13 protein-coding genes and 1 CRISPR repeat array are annotated in these 20338 nt (G+C 60.6%); of the genes, 10 read left to right on the top strand and 3 right to left on the bottom strand.

Going from position 1 to position 20338, the window contains the following annotated elements; all coding sequences use genetic code 11:
- The first annotated feature begins 132 nt into the window (after positions 1-132).
- From larB to larE, 3 genes are read left to right on the top strand one after another with little or no spacing between them, the layout of a single operon-like run.
- Complete coding sequence (larB, locus tag RAH42_RS11455; RefSeq protein WP_120371691.1) at positions 133-888, top strand: nickel pincer cofactor biosynthesis protein LarB; 756 nt, start codon at positions 133-135, stop codon at positions 886-888.
- Entirely contained in the window at positions 885-1709 is an 825-nt protein-coding gene (locus RAH42_RS11450) for a LarC family nickel insertion protein (RefSeq protein WP_317539554.1), read from the top strand. Before larB ends, RAH42_RS11450 begins: the two co-directional genes overlap by 4 nt.
- A gap of 21 nt (positions 1710-1730) precedes the next feature.
- Complete coding sequence (gene larE, locus RAH42_RS11445) at positions 1731-2540, top strand: ATP-dependent sacrificial sulfur transferase LarE (RefSeq protein ID WP_078015840.1); 810 nt, start codon at positions 1731-1733, stop codon at positions 2538-2540.
- Between the two features lie 127 nt (positions 2541-2667).
- On the opposite strand, the gene RAH42_RS11440 is transcribed toward larE, so the two are convergent.
- Positions 2668-3249, bottom strand: a complete 582-nt coding sequence (locus RAH42_RS11440; protein WP_078015839.1) for a DUF5662 family protein — start codon at positions 3247-3249, stop codon at positions 2668-2670.
- Positions 3250-3511: 262 nt separating this feature from the next.
- Between RAH42_RS11440 and cas3 the strand changes: the two genes are divergently transcribed.
- Genes cas3 through cas7c form a run of 4 tightly spaced genes read left to right on the top strand, consistent with a single transcriptional unit; the run spans position 3512 to position 9389 of the window.
- Positions 3512-5872: a CRISPR-associated helicase Cas3' gene (cas3, locus tag RAH42_RS11435; protein WP_317539553.1), complete on the top strand. Its 2361-nt coding sequence runs from the start codon at positions 3512-3514 to the stop codon at positions 5870-5872.
- Positions 5873-5896: 24 nt separating this feature from the next.
- A complete protein-coding gene (gene cas5c / locus RAH42_RS11430) occupies positions 5897-6613 on the top strand; it encodes a type I-C CRISPR-associated protein Cas5c (protein ID WP_078015837.1) in 717 nt (238 codons plus the stop codon).
- A complete protein-coding gene (gene cas8c, locus RAH42_RS11425; RefSeq protein ID WP_317539552.1) occupies positions 6610-8418 on the top strand; it encodes a type I-C CRISPR-associated protein Cas8c/Csd1 in 1809 nt (602 codons plus the stop codon). Before cas5c ends, cas8c begins: the two co-directional genes overlap by 4 nt.
- A 14-nt stretch (positions 8419-8432) precedes the next feature.
- On the top strand, positions 8433-9389 hold the full coding sequence (gene cas7c / locus RAH42_RS11420; protein WP_078015835.1) for a type I-C CRISPR-associated protein Cas7/Csd2: 957 nt from the start codon (positions 8433-8435) through the stop codon (positions 9387-9389).
- Between the two features lie 373 nt (positions 9390-9762).
- Positions 9763-12510: direct repeats of the CRISPR family, unit length 33 nt; unit sequence GTCGCGCCCCTCGTGGGGCGCGTGAATTGAAAC.
- A gap of 355 nt (positions 12511-12865) precedes the next feature.
- On the opposite strand, the gene RAH42_RS11415 is transcribed toward cas7c, so the two are convergent.
- Together RAH42_RS11415 and RAH42_RS11410 are read right to left on the bottom strand one after the other, a co-directional pair.
- Positions 12866-13159, bottom strand: a complete 294-nt coding sequence (locus RAH42_RS11415) for a YtxH domain-containing protein (RefSeq protein ID WP_078015834.1) — start codon at positions 13157-13159, stop codon at positions 12866-12868.
- 255 nt (positions 13160-13414) lie between these two features.
- Entirely contained in the window at positions 13415-14350 is a 936-nt protein-coding gene (locus RAH42_RS11410) for a DMT family transporter (protein WP_078015833.1), read from the bottom strand.
- 297 nt (positions 14351-14647) lie between these two features.
- Between RAH42_RS11410 and RAH42_RS11405 the strand changes: the two genes are divergently transcribed.
- From RAH42_RS11405 to RAH42_RS11395, 3 genes are all read left to right on the top strand, one after another.
- The gene (locus RAH42_RS11405) at positions 14648-16765 is read left to right on the top strand and encodes a patatin-like phospholipase family protein (RefSeq protein WP_317539551.1); all 2118 of its coding nucleotides are present in this window, start codon (positions 14648-14650) and stop codon (positions 16763-16765) included.
- 155 nt (positions 16766-16920) lie between these two features.
- Positions 16921-18357: a proline--tRNA ligase gene (gene proS, locus RAH42_RS11400; RefSeq protein WP_078015851.1), complete on the top strand. Its 1437-nt coding sequence runs from the start codon at positions 16921-16923 to the stop codon at positions 18355-18357.
- A 76-nt stretch (positions 18358-18433) separates the two neighbouring features.
- Positions 18434-20323, top strand: a complete 1890-nt coding sequence (locus RAH42_RS11395) for a DEAD/DEAH box helicase (protein WP_317539550.1) — start codon at positions 18434-18436, stop codon at positions 20321-20323.
- Positions 20324-20338: the final 15 nt, after the last annotated feature.

The following is a 20338-nucleotide window of genomic DNA, read 5'->3' as shown; positions in this document are numbered from 1 at the left end:
TTTCGGGCTTCCCGTGGTCGGAGCATTTCGGCGCGGGGAGCTTTTTTGACCTGAAATGAACTTCATGGGGTACAATATACTGACTCTGCGCCGTATTTGCGGTGAAGCGGCGGTGAATCGAGGAGTGACGGGATGAAAACTTCAATCAAAAAACTGCTCGAAGGCGTGCGCGACGGTGCGGTGCCGGTGGAGCAGGCGCTGCTGGCCCTGAAAGAAGCGCCGTTCGAGGACATCGGTTTCGCCAAGGTGGACCTGCACCGTCCGGTGCGGCAGGGCGCGGCGGAAGTGATCTACGGCGCGGGCAAAACGCCGCGGCAGATCGTCGCCATTCTCGGCGTCATGGCCCGTCACGGGCAGAACAACGCGATCATCACGCGCCTGTCGCCGGAAGCGGCGCGAGAGGTGAACGCCGCCTTCCCGATCGAATATCATGCCGAGGCGCGGCTCGGGCTCGTCGGCGGCTTTCCGAAGCCCGACGGCATCGGCCGCGTCGTCGTCGCCACCGGCGGCACGAGCGACGTCCCCGTCGCCGAGGAGGCGGCGCTGACGGCGCAGATGCTGGGCAACGACGTGCTGCGCCTGTACGACGTGGGCGTGGCCGGACTGCACCGCACGCTGTCGCATCTCGACGATCTGATGAGCGCCAGCGTCATTATCGCCGTGGCCGGCATGGAGGGGGCGCTGGCCAGCGTCATCGGCGGGCTGGTCGACTGTCCCGTCGTCGCCGTGCCGACGAGCGTGGGCTACGGCGCGTCATTCGGCGGCGTTTCCGCCCTGCTCTCGATGCTCAATTCCTGCGCCAGCGGCGTTACGGTCGTGAACATCGACAACGGTTTCGGCGCGGGCTATTTTGCCAGCATGGTCAATCATATGGAGGTCAAAAAATGAAAACGATTTATTTCGACTGCGCGATGGGCGCGGCCGGCGACATGCTGACGGCCGCATTGCTGGAACTGACGCCCGACCGGGAGGCGGCGCTCGCGAAGCTGAACGCGCTCGGCGTGCCCGGCGTGCGTTTTGCCGCGGCGAAGGGCGTCAAGTGCGGCATCACCGGCACGCAGATGACGGTCACGGTCGACGGCGAGGAAGAGGGCGCCGATGGGCACGAACATCATCACGAGCATGGCGGCTGCGGTTGCCGCCACGAGCATGGCGGACACGAACACAGTCACGATCACGACCACGGACATCGTCACGTCCACCGCGGCATGGCCGACATCGAGACCGTCGTCAACGGTCTGAACGTTTCCGAGAGCGTGCGCGCGCAGGTTCTCGAAGTGTACAAGATCATCGCCGCGGCCGAGAGCGCCGTTCACGGCGTGCCGGTGACGGAGATCCACTTCCACGAAGTAGGCGCCCTGGACGCCGTCGCCGACATCGCTGCCGTCTGCACGCTGATGGAGGATCTGGCGCCGCGCCGCGTGCTCGCTTCCGCCGTCAACGTCGGCAGTGGGCACGTGCACTGCGCCCATGGCGTCATGCCCGTGCCCGCGCCGGCGACCGCTCTGATCCTGCGCGGCGTGCCCATATACGGCGGCCACGAGAACGGCGAACTGTGCACGCCCACCGGCGCGGCGCTGCTCAGACACTTTGTCTCCGATTTTCGTCCCATGCCCGTGATGACCGTTTCGTCCATCGGCTACGGCATGGGCAAAAAGGATTTCGAAGCCGCCAACTGCGTGCGTGCCTTCCTCGGTGAAAGCGAGTAAACGCCTGAAAGGAATTGCTTCATGGATCAGCTTCACGAAAAGTACGAACGGCTCAAAGATTGTCTGCGCGGACTTGGCGGCGTCGCCGTGGCGTTTTCCGGCGGCGTCGATTCGACGTTTCTTTTGAAGGCCGCCCGCGAGGCGCTGGGCGACCGCGTCCTCGCCATTACCGCGCAGTCCTGCTTTTTCCCCCGGCGCGAGCGCGACGAAGCCAGCGAATTCTGCGCGCGCGAGGGCATCCGCCACGAGATTTGCGTCTGCGACGAACTGAGCGTTCCCGGCATTCGCGAAAACCCGCGCAACCGCTGTTATCTGTGCAAACGCTCTCTGTTCGAGAAAATGACCGCGCTGGCCGCGTCGCTCGGCTTCGATTGCGTCGCCGAGGGCAGCAACATGGACGACCTGGGCGATTACCGCCCCGGCCTGCAGGCCGTCGCCGAACTAGGCGTCGCAAGCCCGCTGCGCGAAGCCGGGCTGTACAAAGCGGAGATCCGCGCGCTTTCCAAAGAGCTGGGGCTGTCGACGTGGGACAAACCGTCCTTCGCCTGCCTCGCCTCGCGCTTCGTCTACGGCGAACCGATCACCGAAGAAAGACTGAACATGGTGGAGCGGGCCGAACAGCTGCTCCTCGACCTTGGACTCTCGCAGATGCGCGTGCGCGTTCACGGCGACGTGGCCCGCATCGAGGCGCTGCCCGAACAGTTCCCCCTGATCATGCAAAACCGCGCGCGACTCGCCGCCGAGTTCAAAAAGATCGGCTTCAGCTACGCCGCGCTCGATCTGCAGGGCTACCGCACCGGCAGCATGAACGAAACGCTGGCCGCAGAATAATTCGCGCAAAAAAGATCTCCGTTCCCGAACGATCGCTTCGGAAACGGAGATCTTTTTGATTTTCGTGGAATGTTCCACGTGGAACATGGCTGTTGGCGGCGCATGACCGACGGTTCTCCGTTTGAATTCATTCGGTCCGTCCTTTTCCGCGGCGGGGCGCCTTTCTCCCGTGCAGAATATGCGTATGCACCCAGTCGAACGCGCGCGACTCGCCCTCGTCTTTCAGGACGCGCAGCGCCTCTTCGAGCAGCGCCGCCGTGTTGGGGTGGATGAGGTAATGGCTCTTGAACTTTTCGTAATACTCCCATGGCGCGGCGTCGGTGTATTTTTCGCCGAGATAGGTCATGCTGGCGGCGACGCGGTCGCAGAACATCTCCGCTACGTACTTCCGCGGCATCTCCATGCCGCACATCGGCTGAGCTTCGCCGTTTGCGTCGTCGCCGACGGCGTAGTCGATCCAGTATTCGAAATGGTGCTTGTTGCGTCCCTTGTGGTGCAGCCACGCCGCGCTGTATCCCTTGTCGAGGCGCTCGGCGTTGTTGGGGCTGCACGTGCCTTGGTAATACCTGGCGCCCACGAAAAATTCGACGGGCGCGTACTTCGACAGGTCGTGCAGCAGGCCTTGCCGGTACAGTCCGAGGCGGAAACAGAATTTCATCACCAGCAGCTTGTGCCGCGTGATCGTTTTGAAGTGGAGGAGCGGATGCATCGCTGTTCATCCTCTCTGTCGGTTTTGATGATTTTCGCTGAATCCGTCAGCGAACCGCGGCGGATTTTTTTATTATACCCGAAGGAACTTTTGCGGAGGCTATGATCCATTTCTTCATCAACAATGAAATATTTTGCTGCATTCTTTTGTTATTTTTCTGCTGGAAAATATTTTTTAGACGATAGAACGTGGAACTCTTTGAATAATGTTTTTTGGTATAATTTAAATGTTGTTAAAAAGCGATCGAAATGAAGGTGATGCGTTGGTTCCTCTTGCTCATGTCAGAGAAAACGAGGATGGTTCGTGGGAAAAGCAGACGCTTATCGGGCATCTCGAGGCGGTCTCGCGACTGGCGGCGGATTTTGCCGGCGCGTTCGCTTCGGAGGATTGGGGGCGCATTGCCGGCCGGCTGCACGATCTCGGGAAGGCGTCGCCGGCTTGGCAGAAACATTTGAAAGACGACAGCGGCTGCGAACCGGAGCTTGCGCAGAAGCTCGACGGCGATGGCGGCAGCGCGCCCCAGCACAGCGTCGCCGGCGCCGTGGCGGCCGTTTGTGATTTTCGCAGCCGCGAAGATCCGATGGACGTGCCTGCGGCGTGTGCCTGGGCGTTGGCCTATGCGATCGCCGGGCATCACGCTGGCCTTGCCGACTGGGACGGCGACGGGCGCTCGGCGCTGGTCAGCCGGTTCCAAGAAGCCTATGAGACGAAAGTTGTCGAAGGGATTGGACAATGTCTGGGGGAAGGGGATTCCCAGATCAATTTTACCCCTTCGATGCTGCATTGCCAGCCGCCGTTGCCAAAGTCTTTTCTGGGGCTGACGGCGGAAAATTATCTGGGCGAGAGCGAAAATTTCCATCTCTGGGTGAGGATGCTGTTTTCGTGCCTGACCGACGCGGATTTCCTCGACACGGAATCCTTCATGACGCCGGAACGGGCGCAGGACCGCGGCGGTTATGCGACGCTTGCGGAGCTCGAAAAGGCATTTGCCCTTTTCATGAAAAAGCTGTCCGAATCTGCGGCGGATACGCCGGTGAACCGTTGTCGGCAGAACGTTCTGAATGATTGTCTGGCGGCCGCGGAGCAGCATCCAGGGTTTTTCTCGCTGACGGTGCCGACCGGCGGCGGCAAGACGTTCGCTTCCTTTGCCTTCGCGCTGAAGCACGCGCTGCGCTGGGGCAAAAAGCGCGTTATTATCGCGATCCCTTATACCAGTATCATCGAGCAGACAGCGGCCGATCTGAAAAAGGCGCTGGGAAGCGCGCTGGCGGAAAACGTCCTCGAGCACCATTCCAATCTCGATCCGCAGGAGGAGACGCGCCGCTCGGCGCTTGCGGCGGAAAATTGGGAGAGCCCGGTGGTGGTGACGACGAACGTGCAGCTTTTTGAGTCGTTGCTTGGCAGTAAGACCTCGCGCTGCCGCAAACTGCACCACGTCGCCGGCAGCGTTATCGTGCTTGACGAGGCGCAGATGCTGCCGCTGCCTCACCTGCGGCCGGTATTGTCGGTTCTGAAGTCTTTGGTCAGGCATTTCGGCGTTACCGTCCTGTTGTGCACGGCGACGCAGCCGGCGCTGAGCGGTCGTTTCGCCGAAGGGAGAAACGCTTTCGACGGGCTGCCGGAGCCGCGCGAGATCGTCGGCGACGTGCCGAAACTGTTTTCCGTTCTCAAGCGGGTCGAGCGCGTTTCCAGATACGATCTGGCAAAACCCGTCGGCTGGCCCGATCTGGCTCGGGATCTCGCCGCGGAGCCGCGGGCGCTGGCGGTGGTCAATCGCCGTAGGGACTGCCGCGCGCTGTACGACGAGCTGAACAAGCTGGCGCCGGAAGATCTGTTCCATCTTTCCGCCTGCATGTGCGCCGAACACCGCTCGGACAAGATCGCCCTGATAAAGTCCAGACTGAAGGGAACGAAAGAGCCGATCCGGGTCATCAGCACCCAGCTGATCGAAGCCGGTGTCAACCTCGATTTTCCCGCGGTGTACCGCGCCGCCTGCGGTCTGGATTCCGCCGTGCAGGCGGCGGGGCGCTGCAACCGCGAAGGGCTGCTGGCCGAACCGGGGCGTCTGTATCTGTTCATGCCGGAAAAGCCTTCGCCGCGCGGTCTGCTGCTCAAGGGCGAAGAGACGCTGAAGTCGATGCTGATGGACGACAAAAATCTCGATATCTTCGACCGGGACGCGATCTCGCGGTATTTCAGGCGCTATTACGCTGACGTCAACAGCTTCGACGGCGCGGGGTTCAGGGAGCGCCTGCTCGACGGCGCGCCGGAGTTCAAATTCTGGTTCCGCACGTTCGATCGGAAGTTCCGTCTTATCGACGAGGAGAACCAGATCTCCGTTTTCGTCGCCTACCAGAACGAAGAGACGGGCGCCGACGGCCAGGCGCTGATCGACCGGTTGCTGAAAAGCGGCCCCGAACGCGCGCTGATGCGCCGTCTTCAGCGCTACAGCGTGAACATTTCCCTTAACGACGCCGGCGCGCTGCTGCAAAAGGGCGTCATCGCGGCCACGCCGCGGGAGGGGTTCTATTACCAAACGCTGCCGGAGCTTTACAGTCCAAAATTCGGTCTCAATCTCGATTTTGCCGCAGACAACGCGGCCAACGTGTTTATCGGCCTGTAAACGAACAAGGAGGTGTGCAACGGAGTGGAGCATTTCAACAAAGAGTTCTGTCTTGAAGTGAGCGGCGAATGGGCCTGCTTCACCAGGCCCGAACTGAAGGTGGAACGCGTCAGTTACGACGTGATCACGCCCTCGGCGGCGCGGGGGATCTTTACGGCGATCTTTTGGAAGCCGGCGATCCGCTGGCGCATGAAGCGCATCGACGTGCTGAACCCGATCCGCTGGTTCTCGGTGCGACGCAACGAAGTCGGCGCGACGATCAGCCCGCGCGGTAGCGGCTTGTTTATCGAAGACTGCCGCCAGCAAAAGGCCGGCATGATCCTGCGCGACGTCGCCTACCGGCTCTACGCGGAGCTGGAGTTCGTCCCGCCACGCGAGCGGCCGTGCGTCTACGGGGAACTGTCGGAAGCTGTCCGCGAGCGCGAGGAGGAACGGCTTCTGCGAGGCGACGAGAATCCCGGCAAGTACTACGGCATTTTTGCGCGGCGGGCCGCGAAGGGGCAGTATTTCAACCGTCCGTATCTCGGCTGCCGCGAGTTCTCCTGCGCGTCGTTCCGTCTGGTCGAAGATGCAAAACGCGAGGCGCCGCGCCCGATCGCCGAGAGCCGGGATTTTGGCATCATGCTCTACGACATGGACTTTTCCGATCTGAAAAATCCCCAGCCCATGTTTTTCCGGGCAAAAATGGAAAACGGCATCATCATGCTGCCCGACGCTGAAAGCGAGGCGATCCTGCGATGATCCTGCAGGCGCTCTACCAGTACCAGAAACGCCAGGAAGCGCTGGGGCGCGGGCAGAAGCTTGGTTGCGCGGAAGTCGAGCTGAAGTTCCTTGTGGAGATTTCGGACCAAGGCAAGTTCCGCCAGCTGGTGGACCTGCGCGAAGGGAAAAGAGGAAAAATCTACACGCTGCCGCAGGCGGAGATCCGCTCGGGGAAGAAAGCCTACGAGAAACCGTGCCTGATGTGGGACAGCGTCGATTTTGTCCTCGGTCATCCCAAGTCCGACGGCGAATCCGATCGCGAAACGGCCGCCAACAAGCTGGAATTTTTTACCCGGCGCGTCAAGTCCGTGGAACCCCGGGTCAAAGAGCCGGAAACGAAGAAGGCCGTCGCGGCCGTTGTGGCGTTTTATGATGGAAACGAAAGAGAAAAGGTCGCTCAGGATCCGAAGTGGAAAGACTGCGCGTCGATCCCCGGCTGCAAAATGTCGTTTCGCCTCAGCGGCGACTCGCGCCCCGTGGCGGCCCTGCCGGAAATCCTCGATCTGGCTTCAGAAAAGCACGGCGCCGCGGAGGACGTCCGGCTCGGGCGCTGCCTGATCACCGGCGAGACCGGTCCGCTGGCGGTGCTCCATCCGCAGACGCCGATCCGCGGCGGACAGGCGACGGGAAAGCTGGTGGGATTTCAGAAATCGTCCGGCTACGACTCTTATTTTAAGGAACAAGGACTGAACGCGCCCGTCTCGCAGCAGGTGGCCTTCGAATATGCCACGGCGCTCAACGGGATGCTGGCTTCGGAGCGGAACTCTTTTTATCTGGCGGGCGACAGCTACGTGTTCTGGACCATGCCGCCGGAGGGGCAGAAAGACGTCGCGCCGCCGGACGACGAGGACTCGTTTGCGTCGTTCCTGCGCGCGACGGTCGTCGGCGTTCCGAAAGAGGACGATCCCGACAAAGGCGCCGAAAAAGTCAGAGCTTATTTCGAAAACCTGCGGCAGGGCATCGACTTTGCCGCCGAGGACGGACGCTTTTATCTTTTGGGCCTTTCGCCGAACAGCGCGCGGATCTCCGTGCGACTGTGGAGGACGGGGACGATCAAAGAGTTCAAGCGGAACCTGCAAAAACACATTGAAGATTTTACGGTCATGAACAGCAAGAGAGAACGTCCCTCGTTTACGCTCTACGAAATCCTGCGTTCGACGACGCTGGACGGCAAAGTGGACAAACTGCCGCCGAACCTGAGCGGTTCGCTGCTTGACAGCGTCGTCGGCGGCTCCTGTTATCCGATGACGCTGTATCAAAGGGTGATCGGTCGCGCCCGCGCCGAGCGCCGCATGCGCGACGAGTGGGCCGCCGTGGTCAAGGGCAGTCTCAACCGCTGGGCGCAAAGAAATCGCTATGAACTGGGAAAGGAGAATTTTACAATGTCCCTGGATGTGGAAAACAGAAACGAAGGGTACGTGCTGGGCCGTCTTTTTGCCGTCATCGAAAAAATCCAGCAGGACGCCTTGCCTGGAATCAACGCGACGATCGGCGACCGCTATTACGGCGCCGCTTCGTCCACGCCGGCGGCGGTGATCCCCCGCTTGCTGCGGATGGAGCGCTTCCATCTGAGAAAGCTCGGCATGGGCTCGCAGATTCATTACAATCAGATGCTGGCCGAGATCCTGTCGCTGATGAACGACCATTTTCCGCTCCGCCTCGACATTATCCGGCAGGGCGCTTTCGCCCTCGGCTATTACCATCAGCGTCAAGCGCTTTTTACAAAAAAAGAGGGCACTGAAGCTGACGTGGCTGAAATCAGCTTACAGAACGAAGAAGAATAAGGAGGAAAACACCCATGTCTGAGCTTAAAAATCGTTATGAGTTCGTGCTTCTCTATGACGTACAGGACGGCAACCCCAACGGCGATCCCGACCTCGGCAACCAGCCGCGCATGGACCTCGAAACCGGTTACGGCCTCGTCACCGACGTCTGCCTGAAAAGAAAGGTCCGCAACTATGTGATGCTGACTCAGGGCGGACGGGAAGGCTATGACATTTTTGTGAAGGAAAAGGCTGTTCTCAACAATATGATCGAGGAGGAGTGGAAGGGAGCTTCTGGTGGCAGAACGCCGAAAGAAGTCAAAGCTGCAAAAGAAACTCAGAAGGTTGAAGATGAGGCTCGTAAGCGTCTGTGTAAGCGTTATTACGATATCCGCACCTTCGGTGCTGTGCTCAGCACAGGAGACAGTAAGAGCGATAAAGAAAACAAGGAAGATGAAAAGAGCAAGGATAACACGAAAGATAAGAATGGCGGCAAGAATTTGAAGATGAGCGCCGGGCAGGTGCGCGGCCCCATCCAGCTGACCTTTTCCCGTTCGTACGATCCGATCGTCGTCGCCGAGCACAGCATCACCCGCATGGCCGTCACCAACGAAAAGGATGTCGACAAAGAGCGTACCATGGGGCGCAAGTACACCGTTCCCTACGCCCTGTACTGCGCGCGCGGCTTCGTTTCGCCGCAGCTGGCGGCTCAAACGGGATTTTCCGAAGAGGATCTCGAACTTTTCTGGGAAGCACTGCTCAACATGTTCGAATATGACCGTTCCGCCGCCCGTGGCCTGATGACCGCCAGGCGCCTTGTAATCTTCAAACACGGCAGCCCGCTTGGCAACGCTTCGGCGGAAAGTCTGTTCGAGCGCGTCGTTTGCAGGAAAAATAATGACGCTTCAACTCCCCGCTCTTTCGGCGATTACTGCGTCATGCTCGACGGACAGCCTCTGACCGAAGTGAAAAAGATCGTCGCCGTCAGCTAAAGAAAAGCTGGCCTCACCATTCAGGACAACGGCGCCGTTCCCCTGAACGTCCTTATGCAAAGAAGGGGGCCTGCCAAAGCGGCAAAATCGCAGCCAGAACGAACCTATCGAAAAAAGTTCCGCTCCAGAGTGAGCTCCGCTCCTGTGAGCGCGAACCTCAAGCGCGCAAAAAACGTTTTCTCCGTAAGCACATGTAAAACCACTCAGTTGCCTGAAAAAACGTAATACAATCTTCGAGGTTGCCGCGCCCCATGGAAATGCAGCGATTCATCTGAAATGGAGTGACAAAAGACGCCATGAAATATGATCTGTGGCGGGCTCCGCGAATATCTCTCCGAAGAAGCAGAGAAATATCAGCATCAAATGTACCACTGTCGCGCCCCTCGTGGGGCGCGTGAATTGAAACGAGTTCCGCGAGATGGCCATGCAGCACCTGTGCCTGTCGCGCCCCTCGTGGGGCGCGTGAATTGAAACCATGGCATGACGTATTGGGGCAACGGTCTGGTTTACGGTCGCGCCCCTCGTGGGGCGCGTGAATTGAAACAGCTGGCGAAGCTTGACTGGCCGCTGAAAAAGATCGTCGCGCCCCTCGTGGGGCGCGTGAATTGAAACCAGGACGGCTCAAGAAAGAAGCCGCCGACCGCCTGTCGCGCCCCTCGTGGGGCGCGTGAATTGAAACAACATCACCGTCCACAACGAGGGCGTCGGCAACATGTCGCGCCCCTCGTGGGGCGCGTGAATTGAAACACGGCGTACGTCATGGTATAATGGACGAAGGAAGAAGTCGCGCCCCTCGTGGGGCGCGTGAATTGAAACTCGAGCCAGAGCGCATACGGCGTGGCGTCGGGGTACGTCGCGCCCCTCGTGGGGCGCGTGAATTGAAACTCCCGACGTCCCGGAGGGTAACTGTGCAGTCCCAGTCGCGCCCCTCGTGGGGCGCGTGAATTGAAACGGTCCGTTCATCCCGCATACCTCCCCGCGCCGCTTGTCGCGCCCCTCGTGGGGCGCGTGAATTGAAACCATGGCGACTTGTCGTTGAACTCAGGGCGGCCGTCGTCGCGCCCCTCGTGGGGCGCGTGAATTGAAACACGCCCGGCCAGATCGTCAGCCTCGACGCCGAGGGTCGCGCCCCTCGTGGGGCGCGTGAATTGAAACGAACTAACGGATAGCAACGCGGCCTCTCAGATAAAGTCGCGCCCCTCGTGGGGCGCGTGAATTGAAACCATTGTTTCCCGCTCGCATTTCGACACCAGGTCGGTCGCGCCCCTCGTGGGGCGCGTGAATTGAAACCGAATCCACGCGCCCCTCTTTGACGGCATCCAGATAGGTCGCGCCCCTCGTGGGGCGCGTGAATTGAAACCATTTGCCGGCTGACGGCCCGCAGGGCGCTGTTTTGTCGCGCCCCTCGTGGGGCGCGTGAATTGAAACTGCTTCCCCATCGTCACCATCTACGACGATAGCCTGGTCGCGCCCCTCGTGGGGCGCGTGAATTGAAACACCTCTCGTCAATATCCGGTAGGCTTAAAGACGGGTCGCGCCCCTCGTGGGGCGCGTGAATTGAAACCCCATCCTCGTCAATTTTCTGGCACACCATTAACAGGTCGCGCCCCTCGTGGGGCGCGTGAATTGAAACCGAGATCGGCAGATATACAACGATCATGAGTAAAGGCGTCGCGCCCCTCGTGGGGCGCGTGAATTGAAACCGGAAAAGCGACGGCCTCGTGCGACGTGGCCGTCAGTCGCGCCCCTCGTGGGGCGCGTGAATTGAAACTGCATGACCACCACATGGCGGCAGTGCATCCCCTAGTCGCGCCCCTCGTGGGGCGCGTGAATTGAAACACCTCTCGTCAATATCCGGTAGGCTTAAAGACGGGTCGCGCCCCTCGTGGGGCGCGTGAATTGAAACAAACGTCTTTCCACGCTCTGGGCGGATTTGCTTGTCGCGCCCCTCGTGGGGCGCGTGAATTGAAACCGAGATCGGCAGATATACAACGATCATGAGTAAAGGCGTCGCGCCCCTCGTGGGGCGCGTGAATTGAAACCTGCACGGTCTCGACGTCGACGCGGAACCGTTCTCGTCGCGCCCCTCGTGGGGCGCGTGAATTGAAACGTCTATACCCAATTTATGCTGGCGCTGCGGTGCTGGTCGCGCCCCTCGTGGGGCGCGTGAATTGAAACAAACGTCTTTCCACGCTCTGGGCGGATTTGCTTGTCGCGCCCCTCGTGGGGCGCGTGAATTGAAACCGAGATCGGCAGATATACAACGATCATGAGTAAAGGCGTCGCGCCCCTCGTGGGGCGCGTGAATTGAAACCTGCACGGTCTCGACGTCGACGCGGAACCGTTCTCGTCGCGCCCCTCGTGGGGCGCGTGAATTGAAACTCGGCGGGGACAGCGAAGGACGCTGCGCATTGTGTCGCGCCCCTCGTGGGGCGCGTGAATTGAAACATCAGCAGGAACGCCGCCCGCGTGCCGAGCACGACGTCGCGCCCCTCGTGGGGCGCGTGAATTGAAACTTTTGATGCGGCTGATGCAGTCTTTCAGCGGCTGGTCGCGCCCCTCGTGGGGCGCGTGAATTGAAACGATCGTATAGTTCACCGCCTGCACGTCGTTGACGTCGCGCCCCTCGTGGGGCGCGTGAATTGAAACCCGTGGGGGCCCGGCATCTCAAGGAGGATATCCCGTCGCGCCCCTCGTGGGGCGCGTGAATTGAAACAAGCTCGCCTGGACCGACAACCCCGCCTGGGTGCTCGTCGCGCCCCTCGTGGGGCGCGTGAATTGAAACGTACATTTTCGTACACCCTATTTTGCTATTGCGACGTCGCGCCCCTCGTGGGGCGCGTGAATTGAAACACGACGGCGCGGTCTTGCTGCAGCTCGTCGTAAACGTCGCGCCCCTCGTGGGGCGCGTGAATTGAAACCGGCGGGGGCGGCGGCGGCAACGACGGCAGCGGTCGCGCCCCTCGTGGGGCGCGTGAATTGAAACGTGTCAGATTTACATACGTTGACATGGCGTTTCGTGTCGCGCCCCTCGTGGGGCGCGTGAATTGAAACATCGCCGAAATCGGATTGAACGCAGGAGGGGATCGTCACGCCCCTCGCACGGTCGCGTGAGTTGAAGCCCGAGACGCTGGCGAGGGCTCTGGCAAATGCAGTTTCTCCGAGAGATCGTCACCCCGCATCTTCATCGGCAGCTCAGAAGTCTCCTGCAACGCGATGTCTGCAAGCTTGCGCAGACGCCTCGAAGAGCCGATTAAAGGAGCCTGTCTCTTCTCCCTTCTATGGGATTTAGAGACAGGCTCTTCTTTTCGCGCGTTTATACCGGCCTCCGTGAAAAAGGCCGAAGATTTTCTGCCGCTTTTATAGCGCCGAAGGCGCAGCAAAGACTGCATGGAATCGCATGGCGCGCGTTTTTATGCGGCATGGCCGCATAGAGGCACGGCATTTTCAATTGAAGTTTGTGATTGAAGTCAACGTTACTTTGCGGCAGGAGCGGGTTCCTCTTTCTTGTCGGCCATGGAGTCCATCACTTTATCCTTGATTTCTTCGGCTTTCTCGACCGCTTTGTCGGTGAGTTCCGCAGCTTTCTCTTTGACTTCTTCAGCTTTTTCGACGACCTTGTCCTTGATCTCGGTTGCCTTGTCCTTCATTTCCTGCTTGATCTGTACGTTTCCGTCAGGCGCTTTCTCGAATGGGCCTGTCCCCTTGTAATAGCAATATCCCAGCACACACGCGGCAATTAGAAGAATGAGAAGAATCATTTTTTTCATCTTGGGTCACAGCTCCTCTTTTAAATTTGTGGCATTCTTTCGGATGCTACGACGACATTTTACTATATTTCTTCAGAATGGCAACCTGTGCCCTGAACAACGCAGTAGAATCAAGAGGCGAGACGTTTTCTCCCGGAGGCCGTGGCCAATATGGTGAACGGCCTCTTTCAGAAGCTTGCGGAGCGGCGCTCCGTTTCCGCCCGACGTCTTGCAGGAACGGGAAAAACGCAGGGCGCGCGTTTGAGGGGACGAAACTTACGAGGCGCTGTCTGCCCTTTTCATCTGCGAATCGGCGCTGCCTGATTTTCTTTCTCTCCCGGCGTTGAGGAAGATCCCCGCGAAGATCACGGCGGCGCAGACGATCTGGATCATGGAGAGCGATTCTCCCATAAAGACCATGGCGGCGAAAATGCTGACGACCGGCGAGCCGTTGAGGAACGCTCCCGTCGCGCCCGCGCCGATGCGCTGGATTGATATTTGCTGAAGCACGTACGCGCAGCTCGAACCGAGAATGCCGATGTACAGCGTACCGGCCAGGGCGCGCCCCGACAGCGCCAGGTTCATCGGCTGCCCAACGACGGCGATGAGCGCCGCGGTCAGCACGCAGGACGCGGCCATGTTGCACAGTGTCACCACGATCGGCGAGGATTTTGCGATCTTTTTGCCCAGCACGGTCATCACCGAGCAACAGAACGAGGCGCAAAATTCCATCAGGTCGCCTTTGTTCAGCGACAGATTGGCCAGCAGCGACAGGTCGCCCTTGCAGAGCAGACAGACCGCCCCGCTCAGCGCGAGAACGATGCCGCAGACGCGCCGCGGCGTCAGCCTTTCGCCGAGGAAAACGGCGGCCAGGATGGTCGTGATCAGCGGCGACGTGGCGAAGATGATGGCGATGTTTGTCAACGACGTGAACTTGATCGCATAGAAAAAGCAGAGGTTGTTGAGCAGTACCCCGGAAATGCCCATCAGCACGGAAATCGCCAGATCGCCGCGGTCCGGCAGCAAACGCCGCTCACGGCCGTACGCCAGCGGGGCAAGGATGACGACGGCGATAGCCGTGCGCAAAAGCAGCAATTCCAGCGGCGGCATCTCACGCAGCGCATAAGTGGCCGGCACGTTCATAAAACCCCAGATCAGCAGCACGAGCGTCATTGGCAGATAGCGCCGCAACGTTGAATTGTTTTCGTTCATCGGATCACCTCGGAAAATGTGCCGAACGCAAAAGGACGTTGGCCAAAACGACCTTATTTTACCGCTCTGACCGCGAAATGACAGACGGAAATAAAAAACTTTTCCGAACGTGCAGAACGCGCGCGATCGGTGAAAATCGAGGTAAAAACTTGCCAAGCGGCGTTGGCTCGTCTAAAATAAACAGACATCTTCGCTCCTGTTTTTGACCGGTGGGTGAAAACAGATCTCGCCATCCGGCAGTTGAATTTTCGGACAGAAAAAGCGGCGGACCATGATTCCGTGAGGAGGCGCTGAGGCATGAAGAAAATATGGCGGTGGCTGCTGGCAGCGCTGGCATTCTGCGCGGCGCCGGCCGGCGCGGAAGACAAACCGTACGTGGTCCTGGCGCTGTCCGGCGGCGGCATTAAGGGGTACGCTCACATCGGCGTGCTTCGGGAACTGGAAAAGGAAGGCGTCGGCGTCGCCGGCATCGTCGGCACCAGCATGGGGGCCATCGTCGGCAGTCTCTATGCCAGCGGCAGAACGCCGGCGGAGCTGGAACGAATCGTCATGGACGTCAATCTCGGCGAACTGGTCACGGCGAGCGGCGGCAATTATTTCAACCTTTCCGACAAAGCTACGCGCGACATCAGCATGATCCGTCCGGAAATCTACACCGACGCTCACAACAAAGTGGCGGGACCGCTGGGATTCGTTGCCGGCACGAGCGTGCTCGAGTACATCGCTCAGCTGCTTTCCCACGTGACCGTGACCGATTTCCGTCGTCTGCCCATACCGTTTGCGGCTGTTGCCACCGATCTTGTCAGCGGCGAGAAAGTGGTGCTGCGCCGCGGCTCTCTGGCTTCGGCTGTGCGCGCTTCCATGTCCATTCCCGGCGTGTTCGACCCGTGGGAAATCAACGGCCGCCTGCTCGTCGACGGCGGCATGGTCTCCAACATGCCGGTGGAGACGGCCAAAGAGCTGTTCCCCGGCTATCCCGTGATCGCCGTCAACCTCACCAGCGAGCTGGAGCCGCGCGAAAAGCTGAGCACCGTGTTCGACGTGGTCAGCCAGTCCATCACCATTCTCACCATGCAGAATGTGCGCCGCGAGGCGACGTTGGCCGATTTGGTGATCAGTCCCGGCGTGAAGGAGTACCCCATCCTCGGCACCTCGCCTGCCGCCGAGATTATTCAGCAGGGGCGCGACGCTGCCGTCAAGGCTTTGCCGCAGATCCGCGCGCTGTTGAAGAAAGCGCCGCGGCGCCCCGTGAAGGAAAAGGAACTGGCGCCGCCCAAGCCGCCTCATGTGATGGGCGTGCATGTCGTGGGAGTGCCCGAGAAAATGGGCAAGGAGATAGAACGGGAGCTGCTCAAGGTCTGGCTGGGGCGCCCCGTGCCCATGAAGGAGATCGTCGCTGCCAGCGCCAACATCGCCAAGCGCGAGGACGTCCGCAGCGTCGATTACGATCTGCTGAATACCGAGCGCGGCGTCATCGTGCTGCTCAAGGTGCAGCGTTTTCCCGCACACCGCTATTCGCTCGGCGGCTATGCCAGTACCTACAGCGACATGGGATGGCTGGTGATCGGCAGCCGTCGTTACGATTTGTTCACGCCCGGCGACACGCTGCAGTCGAGCTTCTACCTTGGCCAGCGCTGGGGCGCGGATTTCAACTATTTCTGGGATATGGATGTGTCGCACAGCTCCTTCTGGGAGGCGGGCCTGTCGGCGTCTCATTTCAGGATCGACGCGTCCGGCGCTCCGCTTGAATGGCAGCGCTACAACTTCGACGTGCAGCGTCACTTTACGTTGCACGAACGTCTGCGCCTTTCCGCCGGCGTGTCGGCCACGGCCGCGCGTCGCGTGGAAGGAGGCGAAAGCGCCAACTACGTGGCGCCGTTCCTCGAAGCGACGTTCAACCTGATGGACAATCCCGACGATCCGGTCAACGGGTGGCTGCTGAACGCGCGCTCGATGTGGCCTTCCGAGACGGGGACCATGCTGATGCGGCTCAGCCTCACAGGGCGCCGCCGTATCAGCTCGAAACTCATGGCTGAGCTCCAGGGCGGCTTCGCGGAAGGCGACATGGACGATAAGCGCCTGTTCAGCGCCTATCTTGGCGCCCGCGAAGAACTGTACAGCCTGGCGGAGCACCCCATCGAGGCCGAGCGCTTTGCCTGGTGGCGCGCCAAGCTGCGCTACCCGCTGTCGCAGACCATCTTCGGCAACGTCATCGCCGAGATCTTCGGCGGCCAGGGGTACGCTTGGGGCAGCGACGGTGCGGAGATCGCCCGGCCGTGGGAAGTCGGCGTCGCGCTCTGTGCGCCGCGCCGTCTCATCGACGGCAAACTGTACGCCGTCTACACCGACCGCAAGGAATGGCGCTTCGGCGTCAGCGTCGGCGTCCCCAACTGGGACGCGTTCCATCTGTTTTAAGTTTAAGCGGTAGAACAAAGGCCACTGCGGAGAAACAGAGAAGCGGCGAAAAAATAAACGGCTGAAAAATGTTTTTTCGCTTTTCGCCGCTTCTTCGCTCCGCCGCGGTGGATTTTGTTTTGACTTTCGATTTCACGCAGGAGGACAAGAGCGCCATGGCACGCAACATCACCCCGAGAGAACAGGATTATTCACAGTGGTACCTTGACATCATCAAAGTCGCCGAGCTGGCCGACTACGCGCCCGTGCGCGGCTGCATGGTCGTCCGCCCCACGGGCTACGCGATCTGGGAAGACCTTCAGGCCAAGTTCGACAGGGCTTTCAAGGAGACGGGGCACGTCAACGCCTACTTTCCGCTGCTGATCCCTTCGTCGTTTCTGCGGAAGGAAGCCGAGCACGTCGAAGGCTTCGCTCCCGAGTGCGCGGTCGTCACCCACGCCGGCGGCGAAGAGCTGGAAGAGCCGCTCGTCATCCGTCCCACGTCCGAAACGGTCATCGGCGCGATGTACAGCAAGTGGGTGCAATCGTGGCGCGATCTGCCCCTGCTGATCAACCAGTGGGCCAACGTGCTGCGCTGGGAAAAACGCCCCCGCCTGTTCCTGCGCACCTCCGAGTTCCTCTGGCAGGAAGGTCACACGGCCCATGCCACGGCCGCCGAAGCCGAGGAAGAGACCGTGAAGATGCTCAACGTCTACGCCAAAATCATGAAGGAAGACATGGCCCTGCCCGTCGTCGAGGGCGTCAAGTCCGAGGGCGAACGCTTCCCCGGCGCGCTCGACACTTACACCTGCGAGACCATGGTCAGCGACACCAAGGCCCTGCAGGCCGGCACCAGTCATTTCCTCGGCCAGAACTTCGCCAAGGCCTTCGACATCCAGTTCCAGGACCAGAACGGCGCCATGCAGTACGCCTGGACCACGAGCTGGGGCGTTTCCACCCGCATGATCGGCGCCATCATCATGACCCACTCCGACAACGACGGCCTGATCCTGCCGCCCCGCGTCGCGCCCGTCAAGGTCGTGATCCTGCCGATCTCCAAGGACGATTCCACGTTCGCCGAACTCGACGCCAAGGCTCACGAGCTGGCCGACGAGCTCGATTCCGTGCTCGGGGCGCTGACCGTGCGCGTGGACGAGCAGAACCACCTGCGCCCCGCCGACCGCTTTTTCTATCATTTGCAGAAGGGCGTGCCGCTGCGCCTCGAACTGGGCGAAAAGGACGCCGCCGCCGGGACCGTGCGCGCCGTGCGCCGCGACACCGGCGCCAAGGAAGACCTGAAGTGGAGCGAACTGGCCGAGCGCGTGCCGGCGATCCTCGAAGACATTCAGAAGAGTCTCTACGAAAAAGCCTGCGCTTTCCGCGACGCCAACACGTACGAGGCAAGCAGCTACGACGAGCTGAAAGCGCGGCTCGAAAAGGGCGGCTGGGTCAAGTGCTTCTTCGCCGGCGGCAAGGAAGACGAAAAGAAGATCAAAGAAGAAACGCAGGCCACCGTGCGCTGCTACCCGCTCGCCGAAAAAGACCGCACCGGAAAATGCGTCTACACCGGCAAAGAAGGCGCGCATCTGGCCGTCTTCGCCAAATCCTATTAACGGACGGAAAGCGCCTGGGCCGCGGCATGGCTCAGGCGCCGTTATGCGTAATACACACGGAAGGAGTTGAAAAAGCATGGAGGAAAATAAAGAGGGGGGCTATCCTTTTTATCCGTGGCAGCTGGAAGCCTGGGGCGAGCTGACGGATGACGGCGGAACGCCCCTCAGCGCCGTGCTGTCGGCTCCGACCGGAGCGGGAAAGACCATGGTGGCCTACCTGTGGGCCGGCCTCGTCGACGGCGAAGGCCGCCCGCTCACCGATCGCAGCGGCTGCGACCGCGTCATCTTCACCGCGCCCATCAAGGCCCTCAGCAACGAGCGCTACATGGAACTGCTCAAGATGGGCTTCGACGTCGGGCTGGAAACCGGCGACTTCAAAAAGAACGACGGCGCGCCCGTGATCTGCTGTACGCAGGAGATCTACGATCTCAAATACGCGGGCTGCGACCGCATCCGCCTGATCATCGACGAGTTCCATTACATTTTCAGCGAAAACGAGCGCAGCCGCGCCTACATCGACGGCCTGCGCAAGACCCATCCCGCCGTCCCCATCCTCGTCATGTCGGCCACCTTCGGCCAGCCGGAAGAGATCCGCGGCTACCTCGAACGCGTCATGGAGCGCGATTTCGAACTGTATCTGCTCAAGGAGCGCGCCACCAAACTGACCTACCTCAGCCACGCCCTCAGCGCCCGCGAGATCCACGACGCCTTAGTCTTCGCCTTTTCGCAGAAAGGCGTGCACCAGGTCGCCGACCTGATCGCCGCGCAGCGCATGGACATCGACAAGGACCGCAAGGCCCGTCTGCGCGACCTGGCGTGGATCCTCGAAGTGAACGTCGTGCAGAAGCACCTCTACAAAGGCGTCGGCGTCTATTACGGCCGCCTGCTGCCCAAGGAAAAACTGCTCGTCGAGCGCGCCTACCGCGAGCGCATCATCGACGTAGTCGTCGGTACCGACGCGCTGGCGCTTGGCGTCAACCTGCCGGCCGAGACCGTCGTCTTCGCCCAGACGGTGAAGTATTTCGACCGCCGCCCTCTCACCAAGACCAGCTTCAGCCAGATGGCCGGACGCGCCGGGCGCAAGGGCCTGTTCGACGAAGGTTTCGTCAGCTGGCTCGCCGATTCCCCCGTGGAATCCCGCGGCGTCGACACCGGCGAGATGTTCAAGGCGCTCGAGCGCACCGGCGACGAAAAGGCCATGATCGAGCTGCGCCCCGACTTCGGCGCCATCCTCAAAAAACGCAGCACCGTCGAAAACGAAGCCGAGATCGTCGCCCGCTACTCGCTGCCCCAGCTCCGCACCAAAAGCGTGCTCGAAGAGATTCGCGACGCCGTGCGCCGCATCGATTCCAGCCTCGGCCTGCTGGCCCCCGGGCGCAAGGAAATGTTCAAGCGCATCCTCGTCGACGTGTGGTACGGCGAGATGGAGATCGACCAGAATCTGGAAATGGCCGATCTGTTCTTTCGCGGCGCCGGCAGCGGCGAAGAGTACGTCCACCCCGACGGCTTGATCGCCGCCGAGCTGTTCCAGAAGTACGAAAAGAACTTTTTGCAGGCCCTGCTGCGCGTCAAACGCTATAACAACTCGCTGCCCGACGAGTACAAATTCAACGGTATGGACAAAGTGGAACAGGCCATCGAAGAGATCGACCCTACCGTCTTCGGCTTCGAAGACCGCATCCTCGAAATGGACAACACCGCCGTCGACCTGCCGGAAGCGGAAGTGCGCCTCGTCCCCAGCGACCGCGTGCGCCTCGAAAAGCGCCGCCGCGTCCGCAAAAAAACGCCTCCCGCTCAGAAAACTCCGCCCGAAAAGAAGGACGGGAACGCCGGAGCAAAGAAGAAAAAGCGCCGCGGCCACCGCGGCGGCCGTCGCCGCAGCGCCAAGAAAAAACAGCAGATCCAGGAAGCGCTGAACGCCGCGGAAGAGCAGCGCGTTCGGATCATTGGCGAAGTCTTGGACTGAAAGCAGGCGGGAACG

Source organism: Pyramidobacter sp. YE332 (assembly GCF_033060595.1).
GTDB lineage: Bacteria > Synergistota > Synergistia > Synergistales > Dethiosulfovibrionaceae > Pyramidobacter.
This window is presented reverse-complemented; position numbering and strand designations above follow the sequence as displayed.